Genomic DNA, 25,545 nt, shown 5'->3' on the forward strand with positions numbered 1-25,545 from the left:
AACTACCAACTTCCACCAGCACCACCTCCAGAGAATCCACCTCCACCGAAGCCGCCTCCAAAACCGCCACCACCAAAGCTACCTCCTGATGAACTTCCGCCTCCAAAAAGTCCTCCACTTGATCTACTGCCTCTTCCATAGCTTCCACGTCCCATGTTACTCAAAATGATAGCATCCAAAATACTTGTGCCGTTAGTTCTGTGTCCACCATTACCGTTATTTCCTCCACCTCTTCGGTTTTTAGAAATAGCAATCACAAAGATGATAAAGATGAGAATTATGAATACTAAAACACCAACAGGGAAGTCGCCTCCAGAATCAGTTTGCCTTGTGCCTTGATACGTACCATTTAATCTTTGAAAAATAGCATCAGAGCCTTTATTAAGTCCTTGATAGTAATCGCCTCTTTTGAATTCTGGAATAATAACGTTTCTTGTGATTTCTCCAACAATACCTGCTGTTAATTTATCTTCAACACCATAACCAGGAGAAATCCAGATTTTACGATCATCTCTTGCTAATAATATAAAAACACCATTATCTTCTTTAGCTTGACCAATTCCCCATTCATGAGCCCATTTAGGTGTTAAAAGACCAATATTTTCTCCTTGAAGAGACGTTATGATAGCAACTACAATTTGCGTTGAGGTCGTATCAGAATATCGAACAAGCTTTTGTTCTAGATTGTTTTTTTCTGAAGACGTTAATAATCCAGCATAATCATATACACTCGTTTGTTTCTCAGGAATAGGAGGAATATCAAATTGAGCATTTACGGTTTGAAAAGCACATAAAAACAGAACACACAATAAAATTGTATTCTTAATTAAGTTTTTTTTACTGCAAACGGAATACTGCATACTGTTTTTTATCCTTTAGAAATCTCGTTAGGTAATTCGTTAGTGTCTCCATGAATCCATGGAAAATGTTGTTCTAATTGTTGTCCAGCTTTCAATACACCTTCTATTAAGCCTTGTTTAAATCTATTGGCTTTAAAATGTGATTGCATTATATCTTTTGTACTATCCCAAAAATTGGTTGGTACAACATCATTTATACCTTTGTCTCCATAAATCACAAACGTTTTAGCATCAACAGCAACATAGATGAGAACACCATTTTGTTGTTTGGTGTTATCCATTTTTAGATAATGAAAAACTTCCATAGCGCGATCAAAAGTATCAAGCTCAGTATCTCGTTCTATGTGTACACGAATTTCTCCAGATGTGTTTTTCTCTGCATCTCGTATAGCATCAATAATGGCTTGCTCTTCTTCTGCTGTTAAAAAATCTTCAACTTTAGACATTAGTTTTTATCGAAATCAAATTCTACATCAACAGGTTTTTCTGCTCCAGCTTCTGAGTCAAAATATGGTTTGTCATCAAACCCAAACATTCCTGCTAGAAGCGAATTAGGAAATTCTTTAACATGAATGTTATATGGCTTAATCGCTTCGTTGTAACGTGTTCGTGCAGTATTAATCGTGTTTTCTGTACTCACCAACTCATCTTGAAGTTTCAAAAAGTTTTGATTCGATTTTAAATCAGGATAACGCTCAACAGTCACTAATAAACTTTTTAATGCACCACTAAGTCCGCCTTGTACTTCGTTGTATTTTGCTAATTGCTCTGGAGTTACATTTGACGGATCAATATTAATTGACGTTGCCTTAGCTCTTGCTTCAATAACATCTGTAAGTGTATTACGTTCAAAATCTGCTGCGCCTTTTACGGTGTTTACTAGATTGCCAATAAGATCATTACGTCGTTGGTAAGAGGTTTGAACATTTCCCCAAGCTTCACTTACGTTTTCATTAAGTTGAACTGCTGTATTGTTAAATCCTTTTCCCCAAGAATAACCTGCAATTACTAAAAGGACAATTATAATTATAGGAATGAGTAATTTTTTCATGATGTTAGAGTTTTAAAGTTGTGATTTTATTTTATTTAGTTGTGCTTTGATACCTTCTAGCTTTTCTATAATTTCAAAAGTATCTAGCGATTGTTTTTTACCTTCTTTAAGATGTGTTTTTGCACCTTCTAAAGTAAACCCACGTTCTTTTACTAAATGATAAATGAATTTCAGGTTCTTAATATCTTCTGGTGTAAACTTACGATTGCCTTTAGCGTTCTTTTTGGGTTTAAGAATATCAAATTCTTTTTCCCAAAACCTAATTAAAGAGGTGTTGACGTCAAAAGCTTTAGCAACTTCGCCAATGCCATAATATCGTTTTTCTGGAAGATTTATGTGCATAGCTTTAGTCTAAAGATTGATTTTCTAATGATGCTTTTTGTAATAAACGTGCATATTCTTCCGCAGTTAAATTTCCGTAGTAAAAATTAATTGGGTTGATGCGTTCTTCATCTTTAAATACTTCGTAATGTAGATGAGGTGCTTCAGAGCGTCCTGTGCTTCCAACATAACCAATAAGGTCACCACGTTTTACTTTTTGGTTAGCACGCACTTTATATTGGTATAAATGGGCATAAAGAGACACATAACCGTAACCATGATCTATTCTTATGTGATTACCATAACCTGTAGAATTATTATCTGCACGTTTCACAACACCATCACCAGTTGCGTAAACTGGAGTGCCACGAGGAGCAGTAAAATCCATACCAAAGTGAAATTTTCGCACTTTCGTAAAAGGATCTGTTCTATAACCATAGCCAGAAGCCATATGCTTTAAATCTTTATTTCTTACGGGTTGAATTGCTGGAATTGAGGATAAGAATTTTTCTTTATCTGCAGCTAAAACAGCTATTTCATCTAAAGATCGCGATTGCACAACTACAGCTTTTTGTAATTTATCTAATCGTTTATTGCTTTCTATAATGAGTTTAGAATTATCGTAACCTTCATATTTTTTATACCGATTAACGCCTCCAAAACCAGCACGACGTTGTTCTTCAGGGATTGGATTAGATTCAAAATACAATCTGTAAATAGAGTTGTCACGCTCTTCAACGCTTTCTAGAGCAGCAAAGGCATTATCAACACGTTTGTTTAAAAGTTCGTATTGCAATTCCATGTTTGCCAATTCGCGTTTTAAAGCACGCTCTCTAGGAGATTGGATATATTGACTGGCAATAAAAACGAATAGGAAACCAAAAAGTGCAGATGCTAATAAAAATATAAATCCATAGGTAACGGTTTTGCCTTTCTTACGCTCTATTTTGCGGTAAGAAAGTGTTTCTGGATCGTAATAATATTTTACTTTAGACATATCTTAAAAAATTCTATTTTTGCAAGACTAAATAGAACGTAACACAAATATATAAATTGTTTCTTATTAATCGAATTTTAATAAGTACAAGGTTTAACTAAAAGACATGAAACATCTAGCAATAACTCTAATCAAAAAGAGTATTGTTTTGTGATGTTCCATGTGACAGATAATAAAAAATAATAAACAGCACATGAAGTCTCAAGACATTCGAAATACATTTTTAAGCTTCTTTGAAGAAAAAAAGCATAGCATTGTGCCATCTGCACCAATGGTTTTAAAGGACGATCCAACCTTAATGTTTGTCAATTCTGGGATGGCACCTTTTAAAGAGTATTTCCTCGGAAATGCGCAGCCTAAGAATAATCGTCTTGCTGATTCTCAAAAGTGCTTACGAGTTTCTGGGAAGCATAACGATTTGGAAGAAGTAGGTTATGATACATATCATCATACACTTTTTGAAATGCTAGGTAACTGGAGTTTTGGAGATTATTTCAAAAAAGAAGCCATTGCTTGGGCTTGGGAACTACTGACCGAAAAATTAGAAATAGATAAAGACATTCTTTATGTCACCGTATTTGAAGGTGATAAGGACGATAATATCCCAATGGATCAAGAGGCTTACGATTTCTGGAAAGGTTACATTTCCGAAGATAGAATCCTTATGGGAAACAAGAAGGATAACTTCTGGGAAATGGGAGATCAAGGACCTTGTGGACCTTGTAGTGAAATTCATGTAGATATTCGTTCGGCAGAAGAAAAAGCTAAGGTGGACGGGAAAACGTTAGTCAATATGGATCATCCTCAGGTTGTAGAAATCTGGAATTTGGTTTTCATGCAATACAACCGTAAAGCCAATGGATCTTTAGAGAATTTACCAGATAAACATATAGATACAGGAATGGGATTTGAGCGTTTGTGTATGGTGATGCAAGGTGTGCAATCTAATTATGATACAGATGTCTTTACTCCAATTATTCGTGAGATTGAAACAATTACAGATAAGGAATATGGTAAAAATGAAAAGGTAGATGTTGCGATTCGTGTCATTTCAGATCATGTACGTGCTGTAGCATTTTCTATTGCTGACGGACAATTGCCAAGCAATACAGGAGCTGGTTACGTGATTCGTAGAATTTTACGTCGTGCAGTACGTTACGGATTCACCTTTTTAGATAAAAAAGAACCCTTCATTTATAGATTAGTAGAAGTACTTGTGAAGCAAATGGGAAAAGCATTTCCTGAGTTAAAAGTGCAACGTCAATTGATAGAAAACGTTATTAAAGAGGAAGAAACGTCTTTTTTAAGAACTTTAGATCAAGGATTGGTTTTACTAGACCGTATTATTGATAATTCAAAAACGAAAGAAATTTCGGGAGCTAAAGTATTTGAATTAAAAGATACTTATGGGTTTCCTGAGGATTTAACAGGTTTGATTCTTCGAGAAAATGGATTTACGTATAATCATAGTGATTTTGAAAAGAAACTAAAAGAGCAACAACAAAGAGGAAAGGAAGCGTCTCAATTAAAATCTGATGATTGGACAGTCCTTGTTGAAGATGAAGAGCAAGAGTTTATAGGTTATGATACTTTAGAAGCTCAGGTGAAAATTGTTAAATACAGAAAAGTGACCTCTAAAAAAGATGGTGAATTATATCAACTCGTATTTAATATGACACCTTTTTATGCTGAAGGTGGAGGACAAGTAGGAGATAAAGGGTATTTAGAAAATGCGCAAGGAGATATTGTTTATATCATTGATACAAAACGAGAAAATAACGTTGCAGTTCATTTTGCTAAAAACTTACCCAAAAATGTCAATGAAACTTTAAAAGCTTCAGTAGATGCCAAACAACGAAGTAGAACAGAGTCTAATCATACCGCAACTCATCTTTTACATCAAGCATTACGTGAGGTGTTAGGAACACATGTTGAGCAAAAAGGATCTGCAGTGCATTCTAAATATTTACGTTTTGATTTTTCACATTTTTCAAAATTGACTGTTGAAGAATTACGTGACGTTGAAGATTTTGTAAATAGACGTATCTACGGAAAATTGCCATTACAAGAAAAGCGCAACATCCCAATGCAACAAGCAATTGATGAAGGTGCAATGGCTTTATTTGGCGAAAAGTATGGAGATACAGTTCGTGCAGTTCGTTTTGGGCAATCTATAGAACTTTGTGGAGGAACACACGTGAAAAATACTGGAGATATCTGGCATTTTAAAATAGTCTCTGAAGGTGCCGTAGCAGCAGGAATTCGTCGTATTGAAGCAATTACAAGCGATGCAGTTAAAGATTTCTATTTTGAAAATAACAGAGCGTATTTTGAAATGAAAGATTTATTAAATAATGCAAAAGAACCTGTAAAAGCATTACAAAATTTACAAGACGAAAACATAACACTTAAAAAACAAATAGAAGGCTTATTAAAAGATAAAGCAAAATCTATAAAAGGTGATCTTAAAAATGAAATCACCGAAATTAATGGTATCAATTTCTTAGCTAAGAAACTAGATTTAGATGCAGCAGGAATTAAAGATGTATGCTTTGAATTGGGAAGTCAGTTTGATAACTTATTCTTATTGTTTGGAGCAGAGAATGATGGTAAAGCTATTTTATCATGTTACATTTCTAAAGAGCTTGTTGCAAGTAAAGACTTAAATGCAGGAACAATTGTTAGAGAATTAGGAAAGCACATCCAAGGAGGAGGTGGCGGACAACCATTCTTCGCAACTGCAGGAGGAAAGAATCCTGATGGGATTGAGGCTGCTTTGAAGGCTGCGGAAAACTATTTAAAATAACAGAAGTTTGTCATCCTGAACTTGATTCAGGATCTCATGATATGAACCTACAAACCATAATACCACTAAAACCAAACAGATATAATCAAATAGATTATAACTCAAAGGTGCTTTTGTTAGGTTCTTGTTTTTCTGAGAATATAGGTGAGAAGTTTGAGTATTTTAAATTTCAGAAATTGCAAAACCCGTTTGGGATCTTGTTTCATCCTTTAGCGATTGAAAGTTTGATAATCAATGCGATTAACGAAAAAACATATACCAAAGACGATCTCTTTTTTCATAATGAGCAATGGCATTGTTATGATGCACATTCTAAATTTTCAAATGCTTCGGAAATTGAATTACTCCAAGATTTGAACAATCAAATTAGAAATACACATCAGTTTTTAAAAGAGGCTTCTCATATAATCATCACTTTAGGAACTGCTTGGGCTTATCGCTTTATTGAAACAGATGAGTTTGTTGCTAATTGTCATAAGATTCCGCAGAAAAAATTTTTAAAGGAGTTGCTTTCCGTAGAACAAATTTCAGAATCTCTTGATGCGATTATGAGTTTGGTGAAAAGTGTAAATCCTAAGGTCGCTTTTATTTTTACAGTTTCACCAGTACGACATATTAAAGATGGATTTGTTGAGAATACGCAAAGTAAATCACATCTAATTACTGCAATTCATCAAGTAACAGAACCAAGAAGCCATAACTACTATTTCCCGTCTTATGAGATTATGATGGATGAACTTCGTGATTATAGATTCTATAAAGAAGATATGTTACATCCAAATACGACTGCTGTTAATTATATATGGCAACGTTTTAAAGAGGTTTACATTTCCGAAGAAACAAATACTACAATGACATCTGTTGACGAGATTCAAAAAGGATTATCTCATAGACCGTTTAATCCACACTCTGCAGCCCATCAAACCTTTCTCACACAATTAGAAGAGAAAAAACAGCATTTGATGACTAATTTACCTCATATTCATTTTTAAAAATAATTTTCAAAATACTGTAAATCAGTTGGTTGAAAATTAAATTAATTATATTTTACAAAATATACGTCATATGTCGTATTGTCTTGCCTTGTGATATAACGCAACTTTGTCTCATTATTAATCACAAAATTATTCAACAATGAGAAATTTAAAACAATTTATGTTATTTGTAATGGTAGGATCATTACTAAGTTTAACGTCATGCTCAAGTGATGACGATGGAGGAGCGCCAGGAAGTGCACCATCTGGATCATTAACAGCAAAAGTAGATGGAGCCAATTTTCAATCTATGGAAATTTCATCCTCTGCAACAGTTGCAAATTCTGGACAAAATTTAATAATCATCGCATCAAATAGCGATGGTAACGCATTTTCAATTACCATTTTTGGTTATGAAGGCGTTGGTACTTATCCAATTGGTGGTGGAGCAAATATTGCAAATGTTGGCTCTTATAGTGAAACGGATGTGGATTTAAACAACCCTCAAAATTCTACAACTGAAATTTGGCAAGCGCCTTACAATGATTCAATGGTTGGAGAAGTCAATATTTCAGATGAAACAGATTCTAAAGTCATTGGAACTTTCAATTTTACTTGCAAAAATGTAGGTGGTGATCAATCAATCAAAACAATAACAGATGGCTCTTTTGATTTAAATAAGCAAGTTGTAAACTAAAAGGAGAACCATGAAAACGCTATTAATTCAAATTAAGAGCTTAGTGATAGTTGTATTCGTAATGAATGCAACTTCACTTAACGCTCAAAAAGCAGAAACTCCAGACCATAATTATGAACTTGGAGCAAAGATTAACGAAATGACTATTACAGAAGGAGGCACTGTGGTGGTAGCAACCAATGACGGTTTAGTTGGAATTAAACCTGGTCAAGATGGATTACTATTTAATTTTACAGATTATGGACGCGTAAAACCAGAGGAACTCAATTTTATACCAAGAGCTCCTTATGTCGTTGTTGGTCAAACAGGTTTTGGTGGTTTACAAACTAAAAGTGCTGTGATCGATTATATGTCTGGAAAAGTGTTGTTTAGTACCGAAAAAAATGGATGGAAAGCCATAGGAATGTCTCAAGTACTTATGCCGTCAAACAAGCTAATTGTTAGTGGTCAACGAAGATCTGATGAAAAGTTTGTTCAAGCAGTAGCAATTTATGATTTAAATACTGGTGATCAAATTAGTTTTTATGCATTTAAAGGCACTAGACAAGCCATGGGAACACCTCTCGTTTTATCTGATGGTGTTATTATACCAACTACAAAAGGGTTAATGAAAATTGATATGACATCTGGTAATGTGCTTTGGGAAAATGAACTAAAATATATTGGATGGATGGTCGCAGATGACACAGAAAAAGATATTTATGCTTTTGCATCTACTTCAAATAAAAAAAATACAAAGATTTATAAGATTGGTGCAAATGGAGCATCAACTTGGGCAGATGAACGTAAAGTAAAAGGGAATGTTTCTAACTTTCAAATATTATCTCAAGGTTTAGCAGTAGTTAGTGATGTTGCTGGTAGTAGTAGCACTTTTGGTGCAGCATCAGAATCTAAAATTGCTTTACTTAGCGCATCTAATGGAGAAGATTTATGGGAAAAAGCACCTAAAACAAAAGGATATGTTCAGCATTTTTATATTATGGATGATGGTATTCTCTTCGGAATTAAAGAAGGCGGAATTAATAAGATTTCATACGACGGACAAACTTTATTTAAAAAACCTTTAAAGACAGGAGAAAATATTTTAACCATGGCAACAACGCCTCAGGGTTTAATTTATATCACTTCGGAAGATGCCAATATCGTGAATTTAGAAACTGGAGATCAAGTATGGAAAAAACCTTTGAAATTTAAAAGAGCAGATGTAGTGAGTTCTGATTATGATAAGAAGAATGACAGGTACTTAATTACAGCAGATGAAAAATTATATAGTATAGATGCTAATTCTGGAACATCTGAACTATTAGCAGAAGCCAAATTTGAAGGTAAAGAAGATCCGACTTCGGTAGAAGTTAGAGATGGAGGGATTTTATTAGCATCAGATCAAAATATGATGATGTTAGATTGGAATGGTGATAATTCTTGGCATGAATACAAAAGAGCGCCAGGAAAAAGTGCTTTTGGTGCTATTCTAGCTGGAGTTACAGCTGTAGCAGCAGCAACAGCATCTGCTTCAGCATCCTATGAAGCTAATATGACAGAACGAAATAGAATAGGTCAATATACAGCTAGAGGTGATCGTTTAAATAATTTATCTGCAGGAATGTCTTCGGCAGCTGGAGCATCTGTTGCAGAAATGCTAAAACGATTTAAAGCAACATCTGCTACTCAAGATGCACAATTTGTACTTACAAAACTAGACGATGGTGTAGGTCTTGTTAAATTGAATAAAGACACAGGTGAAGTAGAGAAAGAAATCATTTTAAAAGACAAAAAACCAGAATACCAAGTCGATGAATTTGGTGGCTTTTTGTACTACAAAGTAAATGATAAAACAATCTATGCTTACAATCTTAATAATTAAATCTTGTTGTTGAGATTATGATTAGGCGTGATTTCTAGTGAATTACGCTTAATCTTTTTTAAATGCAACTTGTCGAAAAAATCCTACTCAACTGACAATTAGTTATATATTCGTCTTGCTATTAATCAATTTTAAAAAAGCGTCAGCTAATTTATTGTCCCCAAAAAGGTCTATTAAATCTGATGCTTTTTTTATGCCCAAAAGTCAGATTAAGATATACGCTACCTATTTTAATTTTAAAACTTCAAAAATCAATAGTCATTCATTTATTTCAAAAAAATAGTATCTTGAAAGTGCTATTAATCATATTCAGATGAAAAAACTACTTCTCATTATATGTCTGTGTTTTACAATACAGCTTATGTATTCTCAAGATTCACCAAATCAGCTTAATGATTTGGCAATGGATATTTATAAATCTGATCCCAATAAAGCATTGGAGATTTTAGAACTTGCACTTAAAATTTCCGAAGAAAAAATTGATAAAAATGGAATTGCAAAGTCCAAAAATAATATAGGAATTGTATTTCGTGATCTTGGTCGTTTTGAAGAAGCTAAAGCACTATCACAAGAGGCATTAACAATTAATGATTCTCTAATTTTAGCTTCTGCTTATAATAATATTGGAGTTGTAAATAGAAACTTAGGGCTTTATGACGAAGCATTAGCTAGTTATATAAAGGCTTTGAGTATTTATGAAGCCAAGAAAATGGAGCGACAAATTGCAACAACTCATAATGCTATTGGTTTAGTTTATAGTTATAACGGGATTAATGATAAAGCAATTGATTACCATTTAAAAGCAAAAACTTCATTTGAAAAACTGGATAATAAAAAAGGAATTTCTGAAGTGTATAATAATATTGCAATCATTTATGCTAATGATGGAGATTTAGATAAAGCTTTAGATTATTTTAAATATTCTCTAGAAATTGAAGAAGGTTTAGATGACAAAAAAGGAATGGCAGAGTCTGTAAATAATGTAGGTGCTGTTTATTACTATATGGATAGTATTGATTCTGCATTAGTGTATTTTAATAGATCTGCAACCATTGAAAAATCTATTGGAAACCTTGCAGGTGTTGCTGCTAGTTATAATAATATTGCAGATGTTTTGTTGTCTAGCGGAAAAACTGACGATTCTAAAACCTACATAGATAGCGCTTATTATTATGCCAACAACTCTAAAGTGTCAACAGATATTGAAGCAGCTTTGATAAATTATTCTATTTATTATGAATATAAAAATCAGTTGAAAAAATCAATTTCTTACCATAAACAATTGGCAAAGTTTAGGGATAGTACATTAAATATAGAGACAAATGAAAAGATAGCAAAATTGGATATTGCATTTCAAACCGAAAAAAAAGAAAAAGAAATCTCTTCCCAACGTGCAGATATCGCAGAAAAAGAACTCAGTCTAAACAAAAAAAATACACAGTTATTAGGTTTAATTGTGTTTGCAGCTTTATTAGCAGGAATTGGTTATTTGTTTTATAGCCAACAACGATTAAAAAACCGTCAATTACAAAAGGAAAATGAATTAAAAGATGCGCTTCTTAAAATTGAAACTCAAAATAAATTGCAAGAACAGCGATTGAGGATCTCTCGAGATTTGCATGATAATATTGGTGCGCAACTCACATTTATAATTTCATCTATAGATAATTTAAAATATGGTTTTGATATCAAAGACAAGAAATTGACAAGTAAATTAGAAACCATTAGTGAATTTACGACGTCTACCATTTATGAGTTGAGAGATACTATTTGGGCAATGAATAAAACCGAAATATCACTAGAAGATTTGCAATCTAGAATTTCAAATTTTATTGACAAAGCAGATGTAGCTTCAGATGGAGTGGACTTTAGTTTTAGTTCCTATACTTCGGAAATTGGAAATCTCCAATTTTCATCTGTTGAAGGGATGAATATCTATCGTATCATCCAAGAAAGTATAAATAATGCTTTGAAATATTCTGAAGCAAAACATATAAAAGTTAGTTTTTCTGCTGAAGAAAGCACACTCATATTTAAAATCGAGGATGATGGTATTGGTTTTGATTTACAAAATACACAGATGGGAAATGGTATTAATAACATGAATAAAAGAGCTCAGGATATCGCTGCAGATTTTGAGATTACTTCAAAAATTGATGAAGGTACTCAGGTTGTTTTAAAGATTAAGCATTCATAAAATACGACATATAACGTATAACAAATACGTAGTAAATAAATTACCTTTAAGTTCTAAATAATAGACCAATGCAGATCAAAATAGTTATCGTTGACGACAATTCGTTTTTAATTAATACAGTCAAAGAGAAGTTGTCATTTTTTGATGAGTTTACAATTAAGTTTACGGCTGTAAATGGTTCTGATTTATTATCACAAATTGAAAACAACCAAAATGTTGATTTGATTTTAATGGATATTGAAATGCCAGTTCTCAATGGGATTGAGGCAACAGAGATTATCAAACAAAAATATCCACACATAAAAATTATCATGCTCACGGTTTTTGATAATGACGAAAATATTTTCAATGCAATAAAAGCAGGAGCAGATGGTTATTTGCTCAAAGAGATTGATGCTAAAAATTTACATGATGGCATTATTGAAACCTTAAATGGAGGCGCAGCTATGAATCCTTCAATTGCGCTTAAAACGTTGAAATTACTTCGCAACCCTTTGAGTATAGAAAACGAAAAAGACAAAGAAGATATTAAATTAACCAATCGAGAAACCGAAGTTTTAGAACACTTAAGTAAAGGGTTAAATTATATTCAAATTTCAGAAAATCTAATTGTATCAAAAGGTACGGTTAGAAAACACATCGAAAACATCTACCGTAAGCTACAAGTACATAATAAACTAGAAGCTGTACAGAAAGCAAAACGTAACAATCTTATTTAACACGAACACTATTTGGGACTAAAACAGTGTAATCACCATTATTTCTAATGACATCTCTAACAATAGATGAAGAAATGTAAGAGGTTTTTGCAGCAGTTAATAAAAAGACAGTTTCAATTTTAGATAATTTTCTATTGGTATGTGCAATAGCTTTTTCAAATTCAAAATCTGCTGGATTTCTTAATCCTCTAAGTATAAAATCTGCATCAATTTCTTTACAAAAATCAATGGTTAAACCTGTATAAGTGACAACTTTAACTTTTGGTTCATCTTTAAAAGCTTCTTCTATATATTGTTGACGTTCCTCTAAGGAGAACATATATTTTTTTTCACTATTAATACCAATAGCAACTACAACTTCATCAAAAAGTTTAATACCACGTTTTATAATATCGTAGTGACCTAAAGTGATTGGGTCAAATGATCCTGGGAATATTGCTCTTTTCATAGTTTGATTTCTGCTATCAAATATAATTATAATTTATTTTAGGCTTTCCTCAATCGCATTCTCAAATAACTCACTCATACTAATTCCGGCTGCTGCAGCTTGCTGAGGTAAAATACTTGCTGCTGTTAACCCAGGAACTGTATTGACTTCTAATAGGTGAGGTTCTCCATTTTTAAAGATGTATTCACTTCTACTAAATCCTTTAAGCTTTAAAACGTCGTATACTTTTTTGGCAAGCGTTCGTACTTGTTCTGCTTTGTCTTCATCAATTCTTGCAGGTGTAATTTCTTGGGATTGTCCAAGGTATTTTGCTTTATAATCAAAGAAATCATTGTCTGAGACGATTTCAGTAATTGGCAAAACCACAGTTTTACCTTTGTAATTGATGACACCAACTGAGACTTCAATGCCGTCAAGAAAAGATTCAATAATCACCTCGTCATCTTCTTTAAAAGCAACATCAAGCGCATGTTGTAATTCTTCTTTTTTATACACTTTGGTAATTCCAAAACTACTTCCAGCACGATTGGCTTTTACAAAGCAAGGCAAACCTACTTTAGCAACAATTGCATTTTCATCAATTACATCTCCTAAATTAACGAAGTAAGATTCAGCCGTTTTAATTCCGTAGGGTTTTAGAGCGCTTAAGCAATCTCGCTTATTAAATGTTAATGCGGCTTGATACATATTGCAACTTGTATGCGGAATATCCAACAACTCAAAATAGCCTTGCATAAAACCATCTTCTCCAGGTGAACCATGAATAGCATTAAAAACGCAATCAAAATTAATTCTTGTTTCATTGACTAATACTGAAAAGTCATTCTTATCAATTGGGAATTCCTCATTCATATCATTAACAAAAACCCATTTCTCTTTGAATATATGAACGCGATAGGTATTGTATTTTGATTTATCTAGCGTGTCATAAACGACTTGTCCGCTTTTTAAGGAGATTTCATATTCACTAGAATATCCACCCATAATGATGGCAATATTTTTTTTCATGCTTGCTGAAGTTACTTGTGCTGAATCCATTTCAGTATTCAATATCTATTTCCGAAGAAAAAAGATTTATGTTTTATAATTCAATTAAAAATAACAATAAAATATCACTATTTTCAGTTAAGCTAAAATACCAAATAAACCCTTTCGTTTTTATATATTTGTCAGATAATAAATTATTCAATGAGTTTAGTACAGTTTCTTAAGAGTAAAACATTTTTTAAGCAAATAGGATTAGCAATAATCGCTTTGATTGTTATTGTGTTTCTAACCATGCAGTATTTAAAGAGCACCACTAATCATGGTGAGTTCATTAAGGTTCCTGAGTTAACTGGAAAGTCTTTAGAAACAGCTAAAATAGAATTAAATGATCATGATTTGGTGATGGAAATTCAAGATTCAGCAAATTACAATCCTAAATATCCTAAGTTTTCTGTGATAGAACAATATCCAACAGCAGGATCTCAGGTTAAAGAAAATAGAAAAATTTACCTGACTTTAAATCCGTCAGGATATCGTAAAGTCTCAGTGCCTAATATTGTACGTCGTACATTTAGGCAAGCAAAACCAACATTAGAAACCTTAGGTTTTGAAGTGGGTAACGTGACTTATGTTGATGATATAGGTAAAGAAGAAGTGATTGCGATTAAGTACAAAGGTGAAACTATAAAAGCAGGAGATATGCTTCCGCTAACTTCAAAAATTGATGTTGTTTTAGGTAACGGTAAACGAGGATCCAACTAAAATGGCTGATTATACAGTAACAGAGAAAGATGATGACGATTTATATGAGCATCATTCCTTTACAGCAGATAAAGGACAAGCACCACTTCGAATAGATAAATATTTGATGAATCGCATCGAGAATGCCACCCGAAATAAAATTCAGGCAGCAGCTAAAGATGGAAGTATTTACGTCAATGATGTTCAAGTAAAGCAGAATTATAAAGTCAAACCTTTTGATAAGATTCGTGTGCTTTTTGAGCATCCACCTTTTGAAAATTTATTGACTCCTGAAGATATTCCTTTAGATATTGTTTATGAAGATGATCAGTTATTAGTGCTTAATAAACCTGCAGGAATGGTTGTTCATCCAGGACATGGAAATTATTCAGGTACATTAATTAACGCTTTGATTTTTCATTTTGACAACTTGCCTAATAACTCAAGCGAGCGTCCAGGATTAGTTCATAGAATTGATAAAGACACGTCTGGATTATTAGTTGTTGCCAAAACAGAACAGGCGATGACGCATCTGGCAAAACAGTTTTTTGATAAAACTAGTGAGCGAGAATATGTGGCAATTGTTTGGGGAAATATGGAGGAAGATGAAGGCACAATTGAAGGTCACATTGGACGTCATCCAAAAAACAGACTGCAAAATACTGTTTTTGAAGGTGAAGATGCAGATGAGAAAGGGAAACCAGCAGTTACGCACTATAAGGTTATTGAGCGTTTAGGCTATGTTACATTGGTAACTTGTAAATTAGAAACTGGTCGTACACATCAAATTCGTGTGCATATGAAGCATATAGGTCATACACTTTTTAATGACGAACGCTATGGTGGAGAGCGCATTTTAAAAGGAACGACATTTACAAAGTATAAACAGTTTGTAGATAATTGTTTTAAGATTTTGCCAAGGCAAGCGTTACATGCTCGAACTCTGGGGTTTATACATCCTAAAACGGGTGAAAAGATGAGTTTTGATTCGCCAATACCAAAAGACATGCAAGACTGTATTGAAAAGTGGAGGCATTACGCAAAGCACAAAGATTCTGATTAGAGTTTGGTGAAGTAAAAAAAAATATTATTTTTGAGTAAGAATTTTAGCATAAAATATGAAAAGAAGAGACTTTATAAAGAAATCAGGACAAGCATTAGCAATAACATCTGTAGCAAGTATTGTAGGTTTATCAGCAGTATCATGTTCATCTGATGATGATGCAATGTTTGATGATGGTTACTACGATGACGGATATTATGACGATGGGTATTATGATGATGGTTATTATGATGATGGCTATTACGATGATGGGTATTATGATGATGGATACTACGAAGATTAGTAGTGTTTCATTCTGAATGAATTCAAGATAAAACTAGTTTTCAAAAAATAATAAAGTGTTTTTCAAATGATCCGTTAAGGTGTGATTTGAAAAACACTTTTGTTTACAATAGTATTTGCTTTTCAATGATTTCAATAATATCCTAAATAAAAAGAATGAGTGCTTCAAAAAGTGATGTAAAATCATCAATTTTAGTTTATAAGAGTTATGGAGGAATAGGTGATATTTTTTTTACAATTCCGTCATTATATATGCTGAAACAAAAGTTTGATAAGGTCACTTATGCAACTCAGCCTAGGCTTGTTCAATTATTTAAAACCCATTTAAAAGGTATTACAGTTATTGACGAAAATCTAGTTGATGAAGCTAATTATACCGAAGTAATTGAATTAGGTAACTATCCAAGATTTAATAATACTGCAGAAAAAAAGCCTCAAATTAAATACCATACGCATAAAAGAGTTAGACAACATTCTATTGAACATTATAAGGATGGAATTGTTTCAGTGTTTTCTGAAATAGAAAAATCTAAAAAGCGGTATCCTTTTTTTGAAAAGAGAAAAGCTTCAAATCTTTATTATACAGTGCATCCAGGAGCAGGATTTATATTGAAAGCTTGGCCAATAGATTATTATGCAAAACTGATTGAGCTTATTCATGATGCATTTCCTCAACTTACTGCAAAAATTATCATAGGACCTGATGATCCTAGTCCAGAGTCTTATTTTGTAAAAGAGAATCTAAATTACGAACTAATTACTGGAGATATAGATGCGGTTGCTCATGAAGTATCTGGTGCACAATTTCATATAGGAAATGATGCAGGTATTACACATTTAGCTGGTGCATTTAATATCCCAATACTCACAATTTATGGTCCAACAGGTCCAGGGTCTTGGGGAGCTTTTTCTGAAAAAGTTGAACTTATTTGGGGTAAAAAAGGTAATTGTGGTTTAAAATGTAATTATGAAGTCATAATTAACTGTAAAGATCGTGTATGTTTAAATAGTGTGAAGCCTGAGAAAATGTTTTTTCAGTTGCTTAAATTGCTACATAAAATATATAATTCACCTTCGGATTTGTATTGTTTAAATCCAGATTTTAAAATTATTATTGAAGATGATTCTTATATTTTTTCTAGTAAAGCCAACGAGTATTTATTAGAAATTAAAGATTTTGAAAGTCGTAAATATTTAGCTAATAATTTAACCGAAAAAGATATTTCAATAGAACATATGCCAACTCAATTTAGAGAGACATTTCAGTCTTTAAATAAGTTACTTGTTTTTACACCTTTTCCTAATTTAGATTTTAATATTATTAATGAAGTCAATGCTTAATTTAGAAAATGTTACTTTATTAGGAGTAGACTGTGTGGATTTAAACAGACTAATCTGTGCTGCAGATATTTCAGAAAAATTCATCAATTTTAAGTCGGTTAAACTCCTAACACATTTTGAATCTAACGATAATCGAGTTGTTAAAATTCCGAAGATAACATCAATTGAAGCTTACAGCGAATTTATGATTAAAGAGCTGTACAACTATGTAGATACCGATTTTGTTTTAGTATTTCAATATGATGGTTTTGTTATTAATCCCAATCGTTGGTCCAATGATTTTTTAGAGTACGATTACATTGGTGCACCTTGTTTTTGGGGAATGGGAAATGGCGGTTTTAGTTTGAGGTCTAAAAAATTGCTACATATTTTGAAAAACGAACCAAGCATTGTTGATTTTCATCCTGAAGATTTTAAAATATGTAAAACTTATAAACCAGAATTAGAAGCTCAAGGCATAAAATATGCGCCTAAAGAGATTGCACAAAAATTTAGCGTAGAAAACAATACTTGGAATGGACAGTTTGGATTTCATAACGCAGATATTTCTTTATGGGATAGTGAGAAATTCATTAGTGATGATAAGCATAGGCAATTTATTGATCAAGTTCAAAAAGAAAAAGATGATTCTAACATTATAAAATTAAGTTATGTTGTTCAGATTTATTTAGAGGACAATCAATCAAACCCATTACAAGAATTAATAGATATTTATAGTAGTTATAGTAGAGATTTACTGAAGCAAATGCATTTTGTGTTTGTAGATGATCATTCTCCAATACCTGTTAAAATACCAGAGGATACTTTCCTTAATTATACGCTTATAAGAGTTACAACTGATATTATGTGGAATCAAGGAGGCGCAAGAAATCTTGGTGTCACCTATGCAAAATCTGAACGTTTTATTGTCACAGATCTCGATGTGATATTTCCAGAAAATTTATTAAGCAAGTTAGTAGATTATAGTCTACCTAATAATTCGGTGTTTAAATTTAATACCATTTCTAATTTAGAACCTGTAAGACCACATGTTAACGTTTTTTTTATGACTAAAAAGGTGTACATGAAAACAACAGGTGTTGATGAGGAATTCTCCGGAAATTACGGTTATGAGGACATCTTTTTTTACCATCAACAAAAGGCTTTAGGAACTAAATTTTATCTGTATGGTTTTTCAAATATTGTGCATAAAGAGCATAAAGATTCCGAAGAAACTCAGCATAACAGTTTAATTAGAGATAGCGATATTAATGAGCAGCTAATAGCAGATAAATTAGAGATTCTAAAAAACTCAGCAAACCCATTAGATGCCAGAAGTAAATTATATCTCAATTTTGAGTGGGAAGTATTAGCGGAACAGATTAATAAATAGAATTATATAAATTTTATTTATCCATTCATAGTTTTTCTTTTTGTTAATGAGTTGAAAAGTCATCCCTAGATTTGTATTTTTGGATATAAATTTTTGAATCTATGAAACTCGTCCTATCACCAGCAAAATCTTTAGACTACGATAGTAAACTACCAACTAAAAAATCTACTGAAGCTAGATTTTTAGACCAATCATTGCGTATTAATAAACTGCTGAAAAAGAAATCGGCTAAGAGTTTATCTAAATTGATGAAGATTTCAGATAATTTAGGTCAATTAAATTATGTGCGCAACCAAGAATGGACATTGCCTTTTACAAAAGACAATGCAAGACCAGCCATTTATGCGTTTAGTGGAGATGTGTATAGAGGATTAGATGCGTATTCAATTGAGAGTAAGAAGTTAGATAAAGTTCAGGATACAGTGCGTATAATTTCTGGTCTCTACGGAATTTTAAAACCCTTAGATCTTATTCAACCTTACCGTTTAGAAATGGGAACAACATTCCCTATCGGTAAAAATAAAAACCTCTATGAGTTCTGGAAAAAGCAAGTCACTCAATCTTTAAATGAGGAGTTAGAAGATGACGAGTTGTTTTTAAATTTGGCGAGTAACGAGTATTTTAAAGCAATAGATACAAAAGCTCTAAAAGTACCAGTCATTACTATTAAGTTTCAAGAGTTAAAAAATGGACAATATAAAACCATTGCTATTTTTTCAAAATTAGCAAGAGGTTTAATGGCTAGATATATAATAGAAACTAATGCTAAAACGATTGAAGACATCAAAGGTTTTAATGCAGAGAATTATCGCTTTACTGAAGATTTATCTAGTAACAATGAATTGGTGTTTACCAGATAATGTAAAACTATTTCCGTTTGTCATTCCGATGGAGGTACGACGAGGAATCTCATTATTAGTTAAGCGTAATTGCTTAATTAATTTCAGTTACGGTTTTTTTCCAGGTTTTATCTTGTCTTCAGTTCTAGGACGTTTTTTTATACGACGTCGCTTAACACCAAAGCTGCCAATATTGATTTTTCCTCGTTTTGATTTTTTGTCTCCTTTTCCCATGATCTTTTCATTTTAAATATAAATCTTAAGATAATTAAAATTTAAAAATTTACTTTAGTGTTTTTAGTCTTTAATCTTAATTTATCAAATGCCATATTATTTAATCATTGCCTTGCAAGTGTTTTGTATTTATCATTTGTATAAAAATAAGAACGATTATTACTGGTTTTTTTTAATCATATTTCTGCCTGCAATTGGTTGTATAATTTATCTCATTACTCAAGTTTATAATAAACGTGATGTTAATAAAATTCAAGAAGAACTAACAACAATTATAAATCCATCGAAAAAGGTAAGAGATTTAGAAAAGACCTTAGAGTTTTCTGAAACATTTCAAAATAGAGTAAATCTTGCTGATGCCTTTTTAGAAATCAAAGATTTTAAAACTGCGATTTCACATTATGAAACAGCAATAGCTAAAGATTTTCATAATGATACTTATGTCTTATTTCAGCTTATCAAATGCTATTATTTTATTCAAAATTATGATAAAGTGATTTTTTATGCTGAAAAAGTAAAAGATCATACCGATTTTAAAGGCTCGAAAGCGCAGTTTTATTATGGATTATCATTAGAAAATTTAGGACAATCCAAAGAAGCTGAAAAGCAGTTGAAATTTATAGATCAACGCTATTCTAATTATGCAGAACGCCTACAAATTGCTCAGCTATATATCAATAAAAATAAAGGAGAAGAAGCAAAAGAGTTGTTAAACGAGATTTCTATTGAGTCACAACACATGACTACTATAAATAGAAAAAAATATAGAGCAACTATACGTGAAGTAGAACGACTTTTAAAAACGTTATAGATGTTCCAACACAAACATCCATACCAACCTTTTATTAGAAAAGACACCACAAAACTTATTGTTGGTACATTACCACCTCCAAGGTTTACAACAGGAAACTTACTCGAAAAAGATGTTAATTTTTGCTACGGAAGCTACCACAACTCACTTTGGAAATTTATAGACAATATCCATAATCTGGATTTACGATACGATAATTCTCAAGAGGCCATAGATCAACGTAAAGACTATTTAATACAACACAAAATTGGAGTTTGCGATATTGTTGACAGAGCAGAGCGTGAAAAAATTGATGCATCAGATATTGGGATGACTAACATCAAATTAAGAGATGTGATTGGTTACCTCAAACAATATCCAAATATAGATACCCTTTTATTTACAGGTGGCAACAGTAAAAACGGACCAGAATATTTTTTCAGAAAACATCTAAAAAATTACAACTTAAAATTAAAACTAGTCTCCAACGAAACACCAAGAATTCATGAGTTTGAACTTGATTACCATCAAGACCAACGTCATTCAGAGTGTGATTCTCATTCAGAGTGTGATTGTCATTCAGAGCGTAGCGAAGAATCTCCAAACAAAAGAAGCATCAAAACCATCTCATTAACCTCGTCCTCTGGCGCAGCAAATATCTCAATTAGTAGAAACCCATTATACAAAGAGCTTAAAGCTAAAAACTCAAACTTTAATACGTTTGATTTTAGAGTCATGCAGTATCGTGAGTTTTTTTAGAGTATGATTAATATTATAGTTTATTTAAAAAAAAAGTAGCTTGAACATTTTGAAATGTTTAAACTACTTTTTAGTATAATATTTACTGCTCTATAACTACAAAACTAGAAGGTGTTCAATAATTAAAGTTAAGTTCTGGATTTTATTAAAAATATTACGGTACTTGCTTGCTTTTAAACTTTACTATAATGTGTTTTTATTGCTTAATCAATGTATATTCTTTCTGCCAAGGCATTGTTGGTTCCGGTTTAGGTAGTGAGTAACCATTATATGAACTTAATTGTTCAAAAATCACATAAGCAATTATAGTTTCCAGACCATCAACAATACGTTTACTCAAAATTACCGTTGCAGCGTGACCTGTTAATGGATCTGATAAAGATGTGATTAATCTGCTCTCACCAGGTATGCAGTCACTTGGTGGTAAATAGTCACAGTTTTTATATATTGAATTGCCTGTTATTTCATGAAGATATCCATTTACAGTATCTATATTTGGTAAGGTGTTAATAATTTGGATTCCGTTAGCTATGTATTGATATTCGCCAACAATAAGGTCTTCATAATACTTGTCATTAAAAAATGTTATTTCTTTTTTTAACTTTATTTTCCAAGATGTATTACCATTAGTATAAAGCCAAGTGCCTACAAAGGTATCTAATTCATTATCTAAATCTTTATAATAAGCATTGGATTGTTCTTTGTCCCAATCCTCTAACGGAAATATTGGGCTTTGTGCTTTACAGGTGAAAGCTATTGTGAATATTGATATTATTAGTAATTTTTTCATTTCTTTATTTTATTTTTAGTTACAAGGTATTGATATTACATTTGGATTGTTTAAAGTTATGTTGTCAAAATCTAATCTACTCCAATTGCTTAAATTTTCGTCATCAGCTTTATATAAAGATACACCATAATTCTGAAATTTTTCAAGGAATACAGTTTCATCATCGTCACTTTTTCTATATTTTTTACTTAACCTTTCATTCAATTTGTTTTCCTTAATCTCTATTGTTTTGCCTTTTACGTTTTCCAACTCTTCATCCAATATAGTATTTAATGCATTAATATCATTTACTTTTATCGCATATACTGTGCCATCACCATTAACAATCATTACAAATACATCTTCTTTAGTAAAGTTATCGTGTAAATTATTATAAACCAATCTTAATCTATCTACGTCTTTCCATGAAAACATGTGGATTGTACCTACAGGATGAGTATGGATAGCTCCAAATTGTTGTATTCCCCAATGAATGGTTGAAACAGTTTTACTATCACCTTCAATAATGCCTTCGTCATTTGGAAAACTATATTCCTCACCAAAATTAATATTCTTTTTAAAATTTACAGAATACTCCTTCTCTTCGTTAATTCTTGTTCTCAATTCTTGTACAAGTGGATTAATATTTGCACTGTGTTCATCAGACTGACTTAGTTTATTGAGGGCATTGCAATTTGATTTATGTTTAATAATATTGTTATCTGTAGGTATAATAACTATGGGCTCATCATCATCATCATCATCATCATCATCATTACTATTACCACCTGTGCCACCACCATTACCTGGTCCACTACCATTATCAGAGCCACCACTACAAAACTCATTTTCTACCCAGCCAGCTTGGGTGCAATTTTTTGTAGCAGATAATGAGGTTCCCCAATAAAGACAAGCATCACCTTGCGCAAAAGTATGTGCAGCACCTTGAGGGTCACCACAAACATGTTCTGTGCATACAGATTCTTCAAACTCAGCAACCATAACACAACTTTCACGCATGAAAATTAAAGATTCATCATGTATTATTTCTATTTGGGCATTATCAAAATCATAAATTCCATCTTCTAAAATTGGATAATTTATAAGATGTTGAACATAATTACCAGTATTGTAATATGTGATAATATAGTTTTCTAGATTATTTGGTGTTTCTGTATCTCTTTCTGTTTGAAACGAATAACTATTGTAGCTATCTGTTTCTATCTTAAGAACTAAAGAAGTGTCAATGCTAAATCCCAAATTTGATGTTAACGTTCTATTTTTGGAATTTAAATTCATGCCTATTTTTAATAGTTGCCTTTTAATACTTTTATTTTCATTTAAGACAGAGTCAATAGATATAATAGTAGATTTAAGATTTTTAGGAAGTTTTCGTTTAATTTGGTTTTGTGGTCCATCAATAATGACATCCTTTTGACAAGAATTCATTGCAACACAAATCCCAATTAGGAATATCCCACATAATAAATAGTTTTTAAAGCGATATTTCTTCATAAGTAAGGTGATTTGATTTTTTTATGTCTTAATTAGACAACAAAACTAAAATAAAAATTGTTCAAATCAATACGTAGTTCTAAGTACAATTTAGTTTTTAAGTGTTAAAGTTTCAACTTTTAAGTCGTGGCTTGTTGGACTAAAATTTCCGCATAAAAGTAATACAAGCTTTATCTAATAGTGGTCATTGTAATACGTTTTGCTCTTGCCATAAAAGGTTTTTCAATAAATAGATAAGTTAGGAAGCTAATAATTATCAAGAAAGGAGACATCATTAGTATTAGTAAACAATAGTCTGTCTGAGATAATAATTTGGTTTGTTCTAATCCGTAAATATAGTGTACAGTAACAAATAATAATACACCATGTATCAAGTACGTGCTGTAACTAATTTCGCCAAGTAGTTTGAGCGTCGTATTTTTTAGTAGCCCAAAAAAGGTATTACCTAAGGCTATAAGTGTAAATGATATTATAATGAAAAGTTTACAGATATAATTATTTGAAGAATAAAATTGAAAAACTAATATCATTGAGAACAATAGGAGTATTGTAAACCACCAATTATTATAGTTTATACTTTTCTTACTATACTTTAAGATTATAGGAGCAATAGCTCCTCCTAAAAAAGATAGAAGATGTACAAATCTATAACTTCTAAATTGAAGGCTAATTATTATAAAAATAACACCTAATAGTATATAGAATAGTTTTGGTTTTGATTTTAAAATAAGTATTGATATTAATGGTAAACAAAAATAAAGTAACCACTCATAAGGTAAAGACCAAAGAACTCCAGCGTTTATTATAGTGGCTCTAAAATCATTTATGGGTCCTAATCCTAATGTTCCAAAACCATACCATTGTATTAAATTTTTGGTAAGTGTTGTATAACTCACGTTAAGTTCCCAATTACTTTGAATAAACACAATGACTATTATAATTGTAGTTATACAAAAATGTAAAGGTGCTAGCCTAAAAATTCGTCTAACGAAAAATGACTTCCAGTCGTAATTTTCTCCTTTGAAATCCATTAGCATTTTCACAAAAAGAAAACTAGAAATCATAAAAAATAAAGAAACACTTGTATGACCGAGTTGATTAAAAAGGTTTGAATCTGGAGATGCCCAATTTCCAGTTTGAACGTAAGTATACCAAATATTTGAATGATGAATAAACACACTTACAGCAAGAAAACCTCTTAAGCCATCAATGGTTTCAAACCTGTTTGGAGAAACTTTTAATTTGTATTTTAAATTTATAATATAACCTGTACAAAAGGTAATTAAAATAATTAAAAGCGCAAAAAATGGATTAGAAGGAGTCATTCATGAGTGTTTGACAATGTGTTAGGATGTCGATTGGTTGAGTTAATCAAAGTTCGACTTTTTTTAATGAAGTCAACAAACGTGTTTGTAGATATATCAATTATCGTGTTTTTATTAGTTTCTTCACTAAAACAATTTGTCCCAAATGATAATGTGTGTGTTCAATAATTCCTGTTATATTACTGTAATAGTTACCATATTTAGGGTCTTCAAAATCACTCCAAACCATGTCTTCTTTTAAGACCTCAATGTGTTGTGCTAAAATTTCAGCATGATTTAAAATAGTATCACATAGCGTTTCCCAATCTTTTGCATTTTTAATTTTAGAATGGTCATAACTAAATTTATCTCTAATTTCAAGTGGTCTATTATTAAAAACCTCTAGCACACCTGTAATGTAATAACCAATATGATAGGTAAGTGCAAGAATAGTATTTAAATCTTTGATCTTATAGTTGGCTTCTTCCCAAGTAATAGTTGCCAATTGATCTTTGAGGTTCACACTCGTCCAATTGCCTCCAAAAAATACACCTCTTAAATGTGTAGCTAAATGTTGTGCAGTTTTCATCTTATAAAAAAACAAAATATTATTTA

The 25,545-nt window shown here is 31.8% G+C and carries 26 protein-coding genes; 14 read left to right on the plus strand and 12 right to left on the minus strand.

What is annotated here, in order from left to right; all coding sequences use genetic code 11:
- Window positions 1-2: 2 nt before the first annotated feature.
- The 5 genes from WNY78_RS18045 to WNY78_RS18065 are packed head-to-tail and all read right to left on the minus strand — an operon-like array spanning window position 3 to window position 3,229.
- Entirely contained in the window at window positions 3-860 is an 858-nt protein-coding gene (locus WNY78_RS18045; RefSeq protein WP_342874625.1) for a TPM domain-containing protein, read from the minus strand.
- An 8-nt stretch (window positions 861-868) separates the two neighbouring features.
- Window positions 869-1,306 carry a TPM domain-containing protein gene (locus WNY78_RS18050; protein ID WP_342874626.1) on the minus strand — a complete coding sequence of 146 codons (438 nt, stop codon included), beginning with the start codon at window positions 1,304-1,306 and terminating at the stop codon, window positions 869-871.
- The gene (locus WNY78_RS18055) at window positions 1,306-1,911 is read right to left on the minus strand and encodes a LemA family protein (protein WP_342874627.1); all 606 of its coding nucleotides are present in this window, start codon (window positions 1,909-1,911) and stop codon (window positions 1,306-1,308) included. The genes WNY78_RS18050 and WNY78_RS18055 overlap by 1 nt, the downstream gene beginning before the upstream one ends.
- A gap of 12 nt (window positions 1,912-1,923) precedes the next feature.
- Window positions 1,924-2,253: a MerR family transcriptional regulator gene (locus tag WNY78_RS18060; protein ID WP_321222272.1), complete on the minus strand. Its 330-nt coding sequence runs from the start codon at window positions 2,251-2,253 to the stop codon at window positions 1,924-1,926.
- Between the two features lie 4 nt (window positions 2,254-2,257).
- Window positions 2,258-3,229 (minus strand): M23 family metallopeptidase, encoded by a 972-nt coding sequence (locus WNY78_RS18065; protein ID WP_342874628.1) that lies wholly within the window; start codon window positions 3,227-3,229, stop codon window positions 2,258-2,260.
- Between the two features lie 193 nt (window positions 3,230-3,422).
- Between WNY78_RS18065 and alaS the strand changes: the two genes are divergently transcribed.
- The 6 genes from alaS (at window position 3,423) to WNY78_RS18095 (ending at window position 12,486) form a co-directional block, all read left to right on the plus strand.
- Window positions 3,423-6,035: an alanine--tRNA ligase gene (alaS, locus tag WNY78_RS18070; protein ID WP_342874629.1), complete on the plus strand. Its 2,613-nt coding sequence runs from the start codon at window positions 3,423-3,425 to the stop codon at window positions 6,033-6,035.
- A 41-nt stretch (window positions 6,036-6,076) separates the two neighbouring features.
- Window positions 6,077-7,027 carry a GSCFA domain-containing protein gene (locus WNY78_RS18075; RefSeq protein ID WP_342874630.1) on the plus strand — a complete coding sequence of 317 codons (951 nt, stop codon included), beginning with the start codon at window positions 6,077-6,079 and terminating at the stop codon, window positions 7,025-7,027.
- Between the two features lie 142 nt (window positions 7,028-7,169).
- Window positions 7,170-7,706, plus strand: coding sequence for a DUF6252 family protein (locus WNY78_RS18080; RefSeq protein ID WP_342874631.1), 537 nt, complete (start codon window positions 7,170-7,172; stop codon window positions 7,704-7,706).
- Between the two features lie 10 nt (window positions 7,707-7,716).
- A complete protein-coding gene (locus tag WNY78_RS18085; RefSeq protein WP_342874632.1) occupies window positions 7,717-9,570 on the plus strand; it encodes a PQQ-binding-like beta-propeller repeat protein in 1,854 nt (617 codons plus the stop codon).
- A 313-nt stretch (window positions 9,571-9,883) separates the two neighbouring features.
- Window positions 9,884-11,767, plus strand: a complete 1,884-nt coding sequence (locus WNY78_RS18090) for a tetratricopeptide repeat protein (protein ID WP_342874633.1) — start codon at window positions 9,884-9,886, stop codon at window positions 11,765-11,767.
- Between the two features lie 68 nt (window positions 11,768-11,835).
- Window positions 11,836-12,486, plus strand: a complete 651-nt coding sequence (locus tag WNY78_RS18095) for a response regulator transcription factor (RefSeq protein ID WP_342874634.1) — start codon at window positions 11,836-11,838, stop codon at window positions 12,484-12,486.
- Here the strand turns inward: WNY78_RS18095 and coaD are convergent.
- Together coaD and WNY78_RS18105 are read right to left on the minus strand one after the other, a co-directional pair.
- The gene (gene coaD, locus WNY78_RS18100; protein ID WP_342874635.1) at window positions 12,479-12,934 is read right to left on the minus strand and encodes a pantetheine-phosphate adenylyltransferase; all 456 of its coding nucleotides are present in this window, start codon (window positions 12,932-12,934) and stop codon (window positions 12,479-12,481) included. The two genes, WNY78_RS18095 and coaD, sit on opposite strands and share 8 nt — an antisense overlap.
- A gap of 33 nt (window positions 12,935-12,967) precedes the next feature.
- Window positions 12,968-13,942, minus strand: a complete 975-nt coding sequence (locus tag WNY78_RS18105; RefSeq protein ID WP_342874636.1) for a D-alanine--D-alanine ligase — start codon at window positions 13,940-13,942, stop codon at window positions 12,968-12,970.
- Window positions 13,943-14,122: 180 nt separating this feature from the next.
- Here WNY78_RS18105 and WNY78_RS18110 point away from each other — a divergent pair, with 180 nt between their 5' ends.
- The 6 genes from WNY78_RS18110 to yaaA all read left to right on the plus strand — a co-directional run bounded on the left by WNY78_RS18110 (window position 14,123) and on the right by yaaA (window position 19,580).
- Window positions 14,123-14,683: a PASTA domain-containing protein gene (locus WNY78_RS18110; RefSeq protein WP_342874637.1), complete on the plus strand. Its 561-nt coding sequence runs from the start codon at window positions 14,123-14,125 to the stop codon at window positions 14,681-14,683.
- A gap of 1 nt (window position 14,684) precedes the next feature.
- On the plus strand, window positions 14,685-15,725 hold the full coding sequence (locus WNY78_RS18115) for an RluA family pseudouridine synthase (protein ID WP_342874638.1): 1,041 nt from the start codon (window positions 14,685-14,687) through the stop codon (window positions 15,723-15,725).
- A gap of 55 nt (window positions 15,726-15,780) precedes the next feature.
- Window positions 15,781-16,008, plus strand: a complete 228-nt coding sequence (locus WNY78_RS18120; RefSeq protein ID WP_342874639.1) for a hypothetical protein — start codon at window positions 15,781-15,783, stop codon at window positions 16,006-16,008.
- A 155-nt stretch (window positions 16,009-16,163) separates the two neighbouring features.
- A complete protein-coding gene (locus WNY78_RS18125; RefSeq protein WP_342874640.1) occupies window positions 16,164-17,348 on the plus strand; it encodes a glycosyltransferase family 9 protein in 1,185 nt (394 codons plus the stop codon).
- Complete coding sequence (locus WNY78_RS18130; RefSeq protein ID WP_342874641.1) at window positions 17,332-18,720, plus strand: DUF5672 family protein; 1,389 nt, start codon at window positions 17,332-17,334, stop codon at window positions 18,718-18,720. Before WNY78_RS18125 ends, WNY78_RS18130 begins: the two co-directional genes overlap by 17 nt.
- 101 nt (window positions 18,721-18,821) lie before the next feature.
- Window positions 18,822-19,580: a peroxide stress protein YaaA gene (gene yaaA, locus WNY78_RS18135; RefSeq protein ID WP_342874642.1), complete on the plus strand. Its 759-nt coding sequence runs from the start codon at window positions 18,822-18,824 to the stop codon at window positions 19,578-19,580.
- Between the two features lie 87 nt (window positions 19,581-19,667).
- Here the strand turns inward: yaaA and WNY78_RS18140 are convergent, their stop codons facing one another.
- Window positions 19,668-19,793, minus strand: a complete 126-nt coding sequence (locus WNY78_RS18140; protein ID WP_342874643.1) for a 30S ribosomal protein THX — start codon at window positions 19,791-19,793, stop codon at window positions 19,668-19,670.
- A gap of 88 nt (window positions 19,794-19,881) precedes the next feature.
- Here WNY78_RS18140 and WNY78_RS18145 point away from each other — a divergent pair, with 88 nt between their 5' ends.
- Together WNY78_RS18145 and WNY78_RS18150 are read left to right on the plus strand one after the other, a co-directional pair.
- Complete coding sequence (locus WNY78_RS18145) at window positions 19,882-20,604, plus strand: tetratricopeptide repeat protein (protein WP_342874644.1); 723 nt, start codon at window positions 19,882-19,884, stop codon at window positions 20,602-20,604.
- Window positions 20,605-21,342, plus strand: a complete 738-nt coding sequence (locus WNY78_RS18150) for a uracil-DNA glycosylase family protein (RefSeq protein WP_342874645.1) — start codon at window positions 20,605-20,607, stop codon at window positions 21,340-21,342.
- A 196-nt stretch (window positions 21,343-21,538) separates the two neighbouring features.
- Here WNY78_RS18150 and WNY78_RS18155 read toward each other — a convergent pair whose 3' ends face one another.
- The 4 genes from WNY78_RS18155 to WNY78_RS18170 all read right to left on the minus strand — a co-directional run bounded on the left by WNY78_RS18155 (window position 21,539) and on the right by WNY78_RS18170 (window position 25,519).
- A complete protein-coding gene (locus tag WNY78_RS18155) occupies window positions 21,539-22,132 on the minus strand; it encodes a DUF6705 family protein (RefSeq protein WP_342874646.1) in 594 nt (197 codons plus the stop codon).
- Window positions 22,133-22,147: 15 nt separating this feature from the next.
- Window positions 22,148-23,626, minus strand: coding sequence for a hypothetical protein (locus tag WNY78_RS18160; RefSeq protein ID WP_342874647.1), 1,479 nt, complete (start codon window positions 23,624-23,626; stop codon window positions 22,148-22,150).
- A gap of 170 nt (window positions 23,627-23,796) precedes the next feature.
- Complete coding sequence (locus tag WNY78_RS18165; protein WP_342874648.1) at window positions 23,797-24,951, minus strand: acyltransferase; 1,155 nt, start codon at window positions 24,949-24,951, stop codon at window positions 23,797-23,799.
- Between the two features lie 100 nt (window positions 24,952-25,051).
- Window positions 25,052-25,519 (minus strand): DUF1572 domain-containing protein, encoded by a 468-nt coding sequence (locus WNY78_RS18170; protein ID WP_342874649.1) that lies wholly within the window; start codon window positions 25,517-25,519, stop codon window positions 25,052-25,054.
- Window positions 25,520-25,545: the final 26 nt, after the last annotated feature.

The organism is Psychroserpens sp. AS72 (assembly GCF_038900375.1).
In the GTDB taxonomy this organism is placed as follows: Bacteria; Bacteroidota; Bacteroidia; order Flavobacteriales; family Flavobacteriaceae; genus Psychroserpens.

Coding starts and splice junctions, on each gene's coding strand:
- yaaA (WP_342874642.1), top strand. CDS start 18,822: ATGAAACTCGTCCTATCACCAGCAAAATCTTTAGACTACGATAGTAAA.
- WNY78_RS18170 (WP_342874649.1), bottom strand. CDS start 25,519: ATGAAAACTGCACAACATTTAGCTACACATTTAAGAGGTGTATTTTTT.
- WNY78_RS18125 (WP_342874640.1), top strand. CDS start 16,164: ATGAGTGCTTCAAAAAGTGATGTAAAATCATCAATTTTAGTTTATAAG.
- WNY78_RS18165 (WP_342874648.1), bottom strand. CDS start 24,951: ATGACTCCTTCTAATCCATTTTTTGCGCTTTTAATTATTTTAATTACC.
- coaD (WP_342874635.1), bottom strand. CDS start 12,934: ATGAAAAGAGCAATATTCCCAGGATCATTTGACCCAATCACTTTAGGT.
- alaS (WP_342874629.1), top strand. CDS start 3,423: ATGAAGTCTCAAGACATTCGAAATACATTTTTAAGCTTCTTTGAAGAA.
- WNY78_RS18055 (WP_342874627.1), bottom strand. CDS start 1,911: ATGAAAAAATTACTCATTCCTATAATTATAATTGTCCTTTTAGTAATT.
- WNY78_RS18050 (WP_342874626.1), bottom strand. CDS start 1,306: ATGTCTAAAGTTGAAGATTTTTTAACAGCAGAAGAAGAGCAAGCCATT.
- WNY78_RS18140 (WP_342874643.1), bottom strand. CDS start 19,793: ATGGGAAAAGGAGACAAAAAATCAAAACGAGGAAAAATCAATATTGGC.
- WNY78_RS18110 (WP_342874637.1), top strand. CDS start 14,123: ATGAGTTTAGTACAGTTTCTTAAGAGTAAAACATTTTTTAAGCAAATA.
- WNY78_RS18090 (WP_342874633.1), top strand. CDS start 9,884: ATGAAAAAACTACTTCTCATTATATGTCTGTGTTTTACAATACAGCTT.
- WNY78_RS18080 (WP_342874631.1), top strand. CDS start 7,170: ATGAGAAATTTAAAACAATTTATGTTATTTGTAATGGTAGGATCATTA.
- WNY78_RS18160 (WP_342874647.1), bottom strand. CDS start 23,626: ATGAAGAAATATCGCTTTAAAAACTATTTATTATGTGGGATATTCCTA.
- WNY78_RS18105 (WP_342874636.1), bottom strand. CDS start 13,942: ATGAAAAAAAATATTGCCATCATTATGGGTGGATATTCTAGTGAATAT.
- WNY78_RS18085 (WP_342874632.1), top strand. CDS start 7,717: ATGAAAACGCTATTAATTCAAATTAAGAGCTTAGTGATAGTTGTATTC.
- WNY78_RS18145 (WP_342874644.1), top strand. CDS start 19,882: ATGCCATATTATTTAATCATTGCCTTGCAAGTGTTTTGTATTTATCAT.
- WNY78_RS18045 (WP_342874625.1), bottom strand. CDS start 860: ATGCAGTATTCCGTTTGCAGTAAAAAAAACTTAATTAAGAATACAATT.
- WNY78_RS18115 (WP_342874638.1), top strand. CDS start 14,685: ATGGCTGATTATACAGTAACAGAGAAAGATGATGACGATTTATATGAG.
- WNY78_RS18130 (WP_342874641.1), top strand. CDS start 17,332: ATGAAGTCAATGCTTAATTTAGAAAATGTTACTTTATTAGGAGTAGAC.
- WNY78_RS18095 (WP_342874634.1), top strand. CDS start 11,836: ATGCAGATCAAAATAGTTATCGTTGACGACAATTCGTTTTTAATTAAT.
- WNY78_RS18065 (WP_342874628.1), bottom strand. CDS start 3,229: ATGTCTAAAGTAAAATATTATTACGATCCAGAAACACTTTCTTACCGC.
- WNY78_RS18120 (WP_342874639.1), top strand. CDS start 15,781: ATGAAAAGAAGAGACTTTATAAAGAAATCAGGACAAGCATTAGCAATA.
- WNY78_RS18060 (WP_321222272.1), bottom strand. CDS start 2,253: ATGCACATAAATCTTCCAGAAAAACGATATTATGGCATTGGCGAAGTT.
- WNY78_RS18150 (WP_342874645.1), top strand. CDS start 20,605: ATGTTCCAACACAAACATCCATACCAACCTTTTATTAGAAAAGACACC.
- WNY78_RS18075 (WP_342874630.1), top strand. CDS start 6,077: ATGAACCTACAAACCATAATACCACTAAAACCAAACAGATATAATCAA.
- WNY78_RS18155 (WP_342874646.1), bottom strand. CDS start 22,132: ATGAAAAAATTACTAATAATATCAATATTCACAATAGCTTTCACCTGT.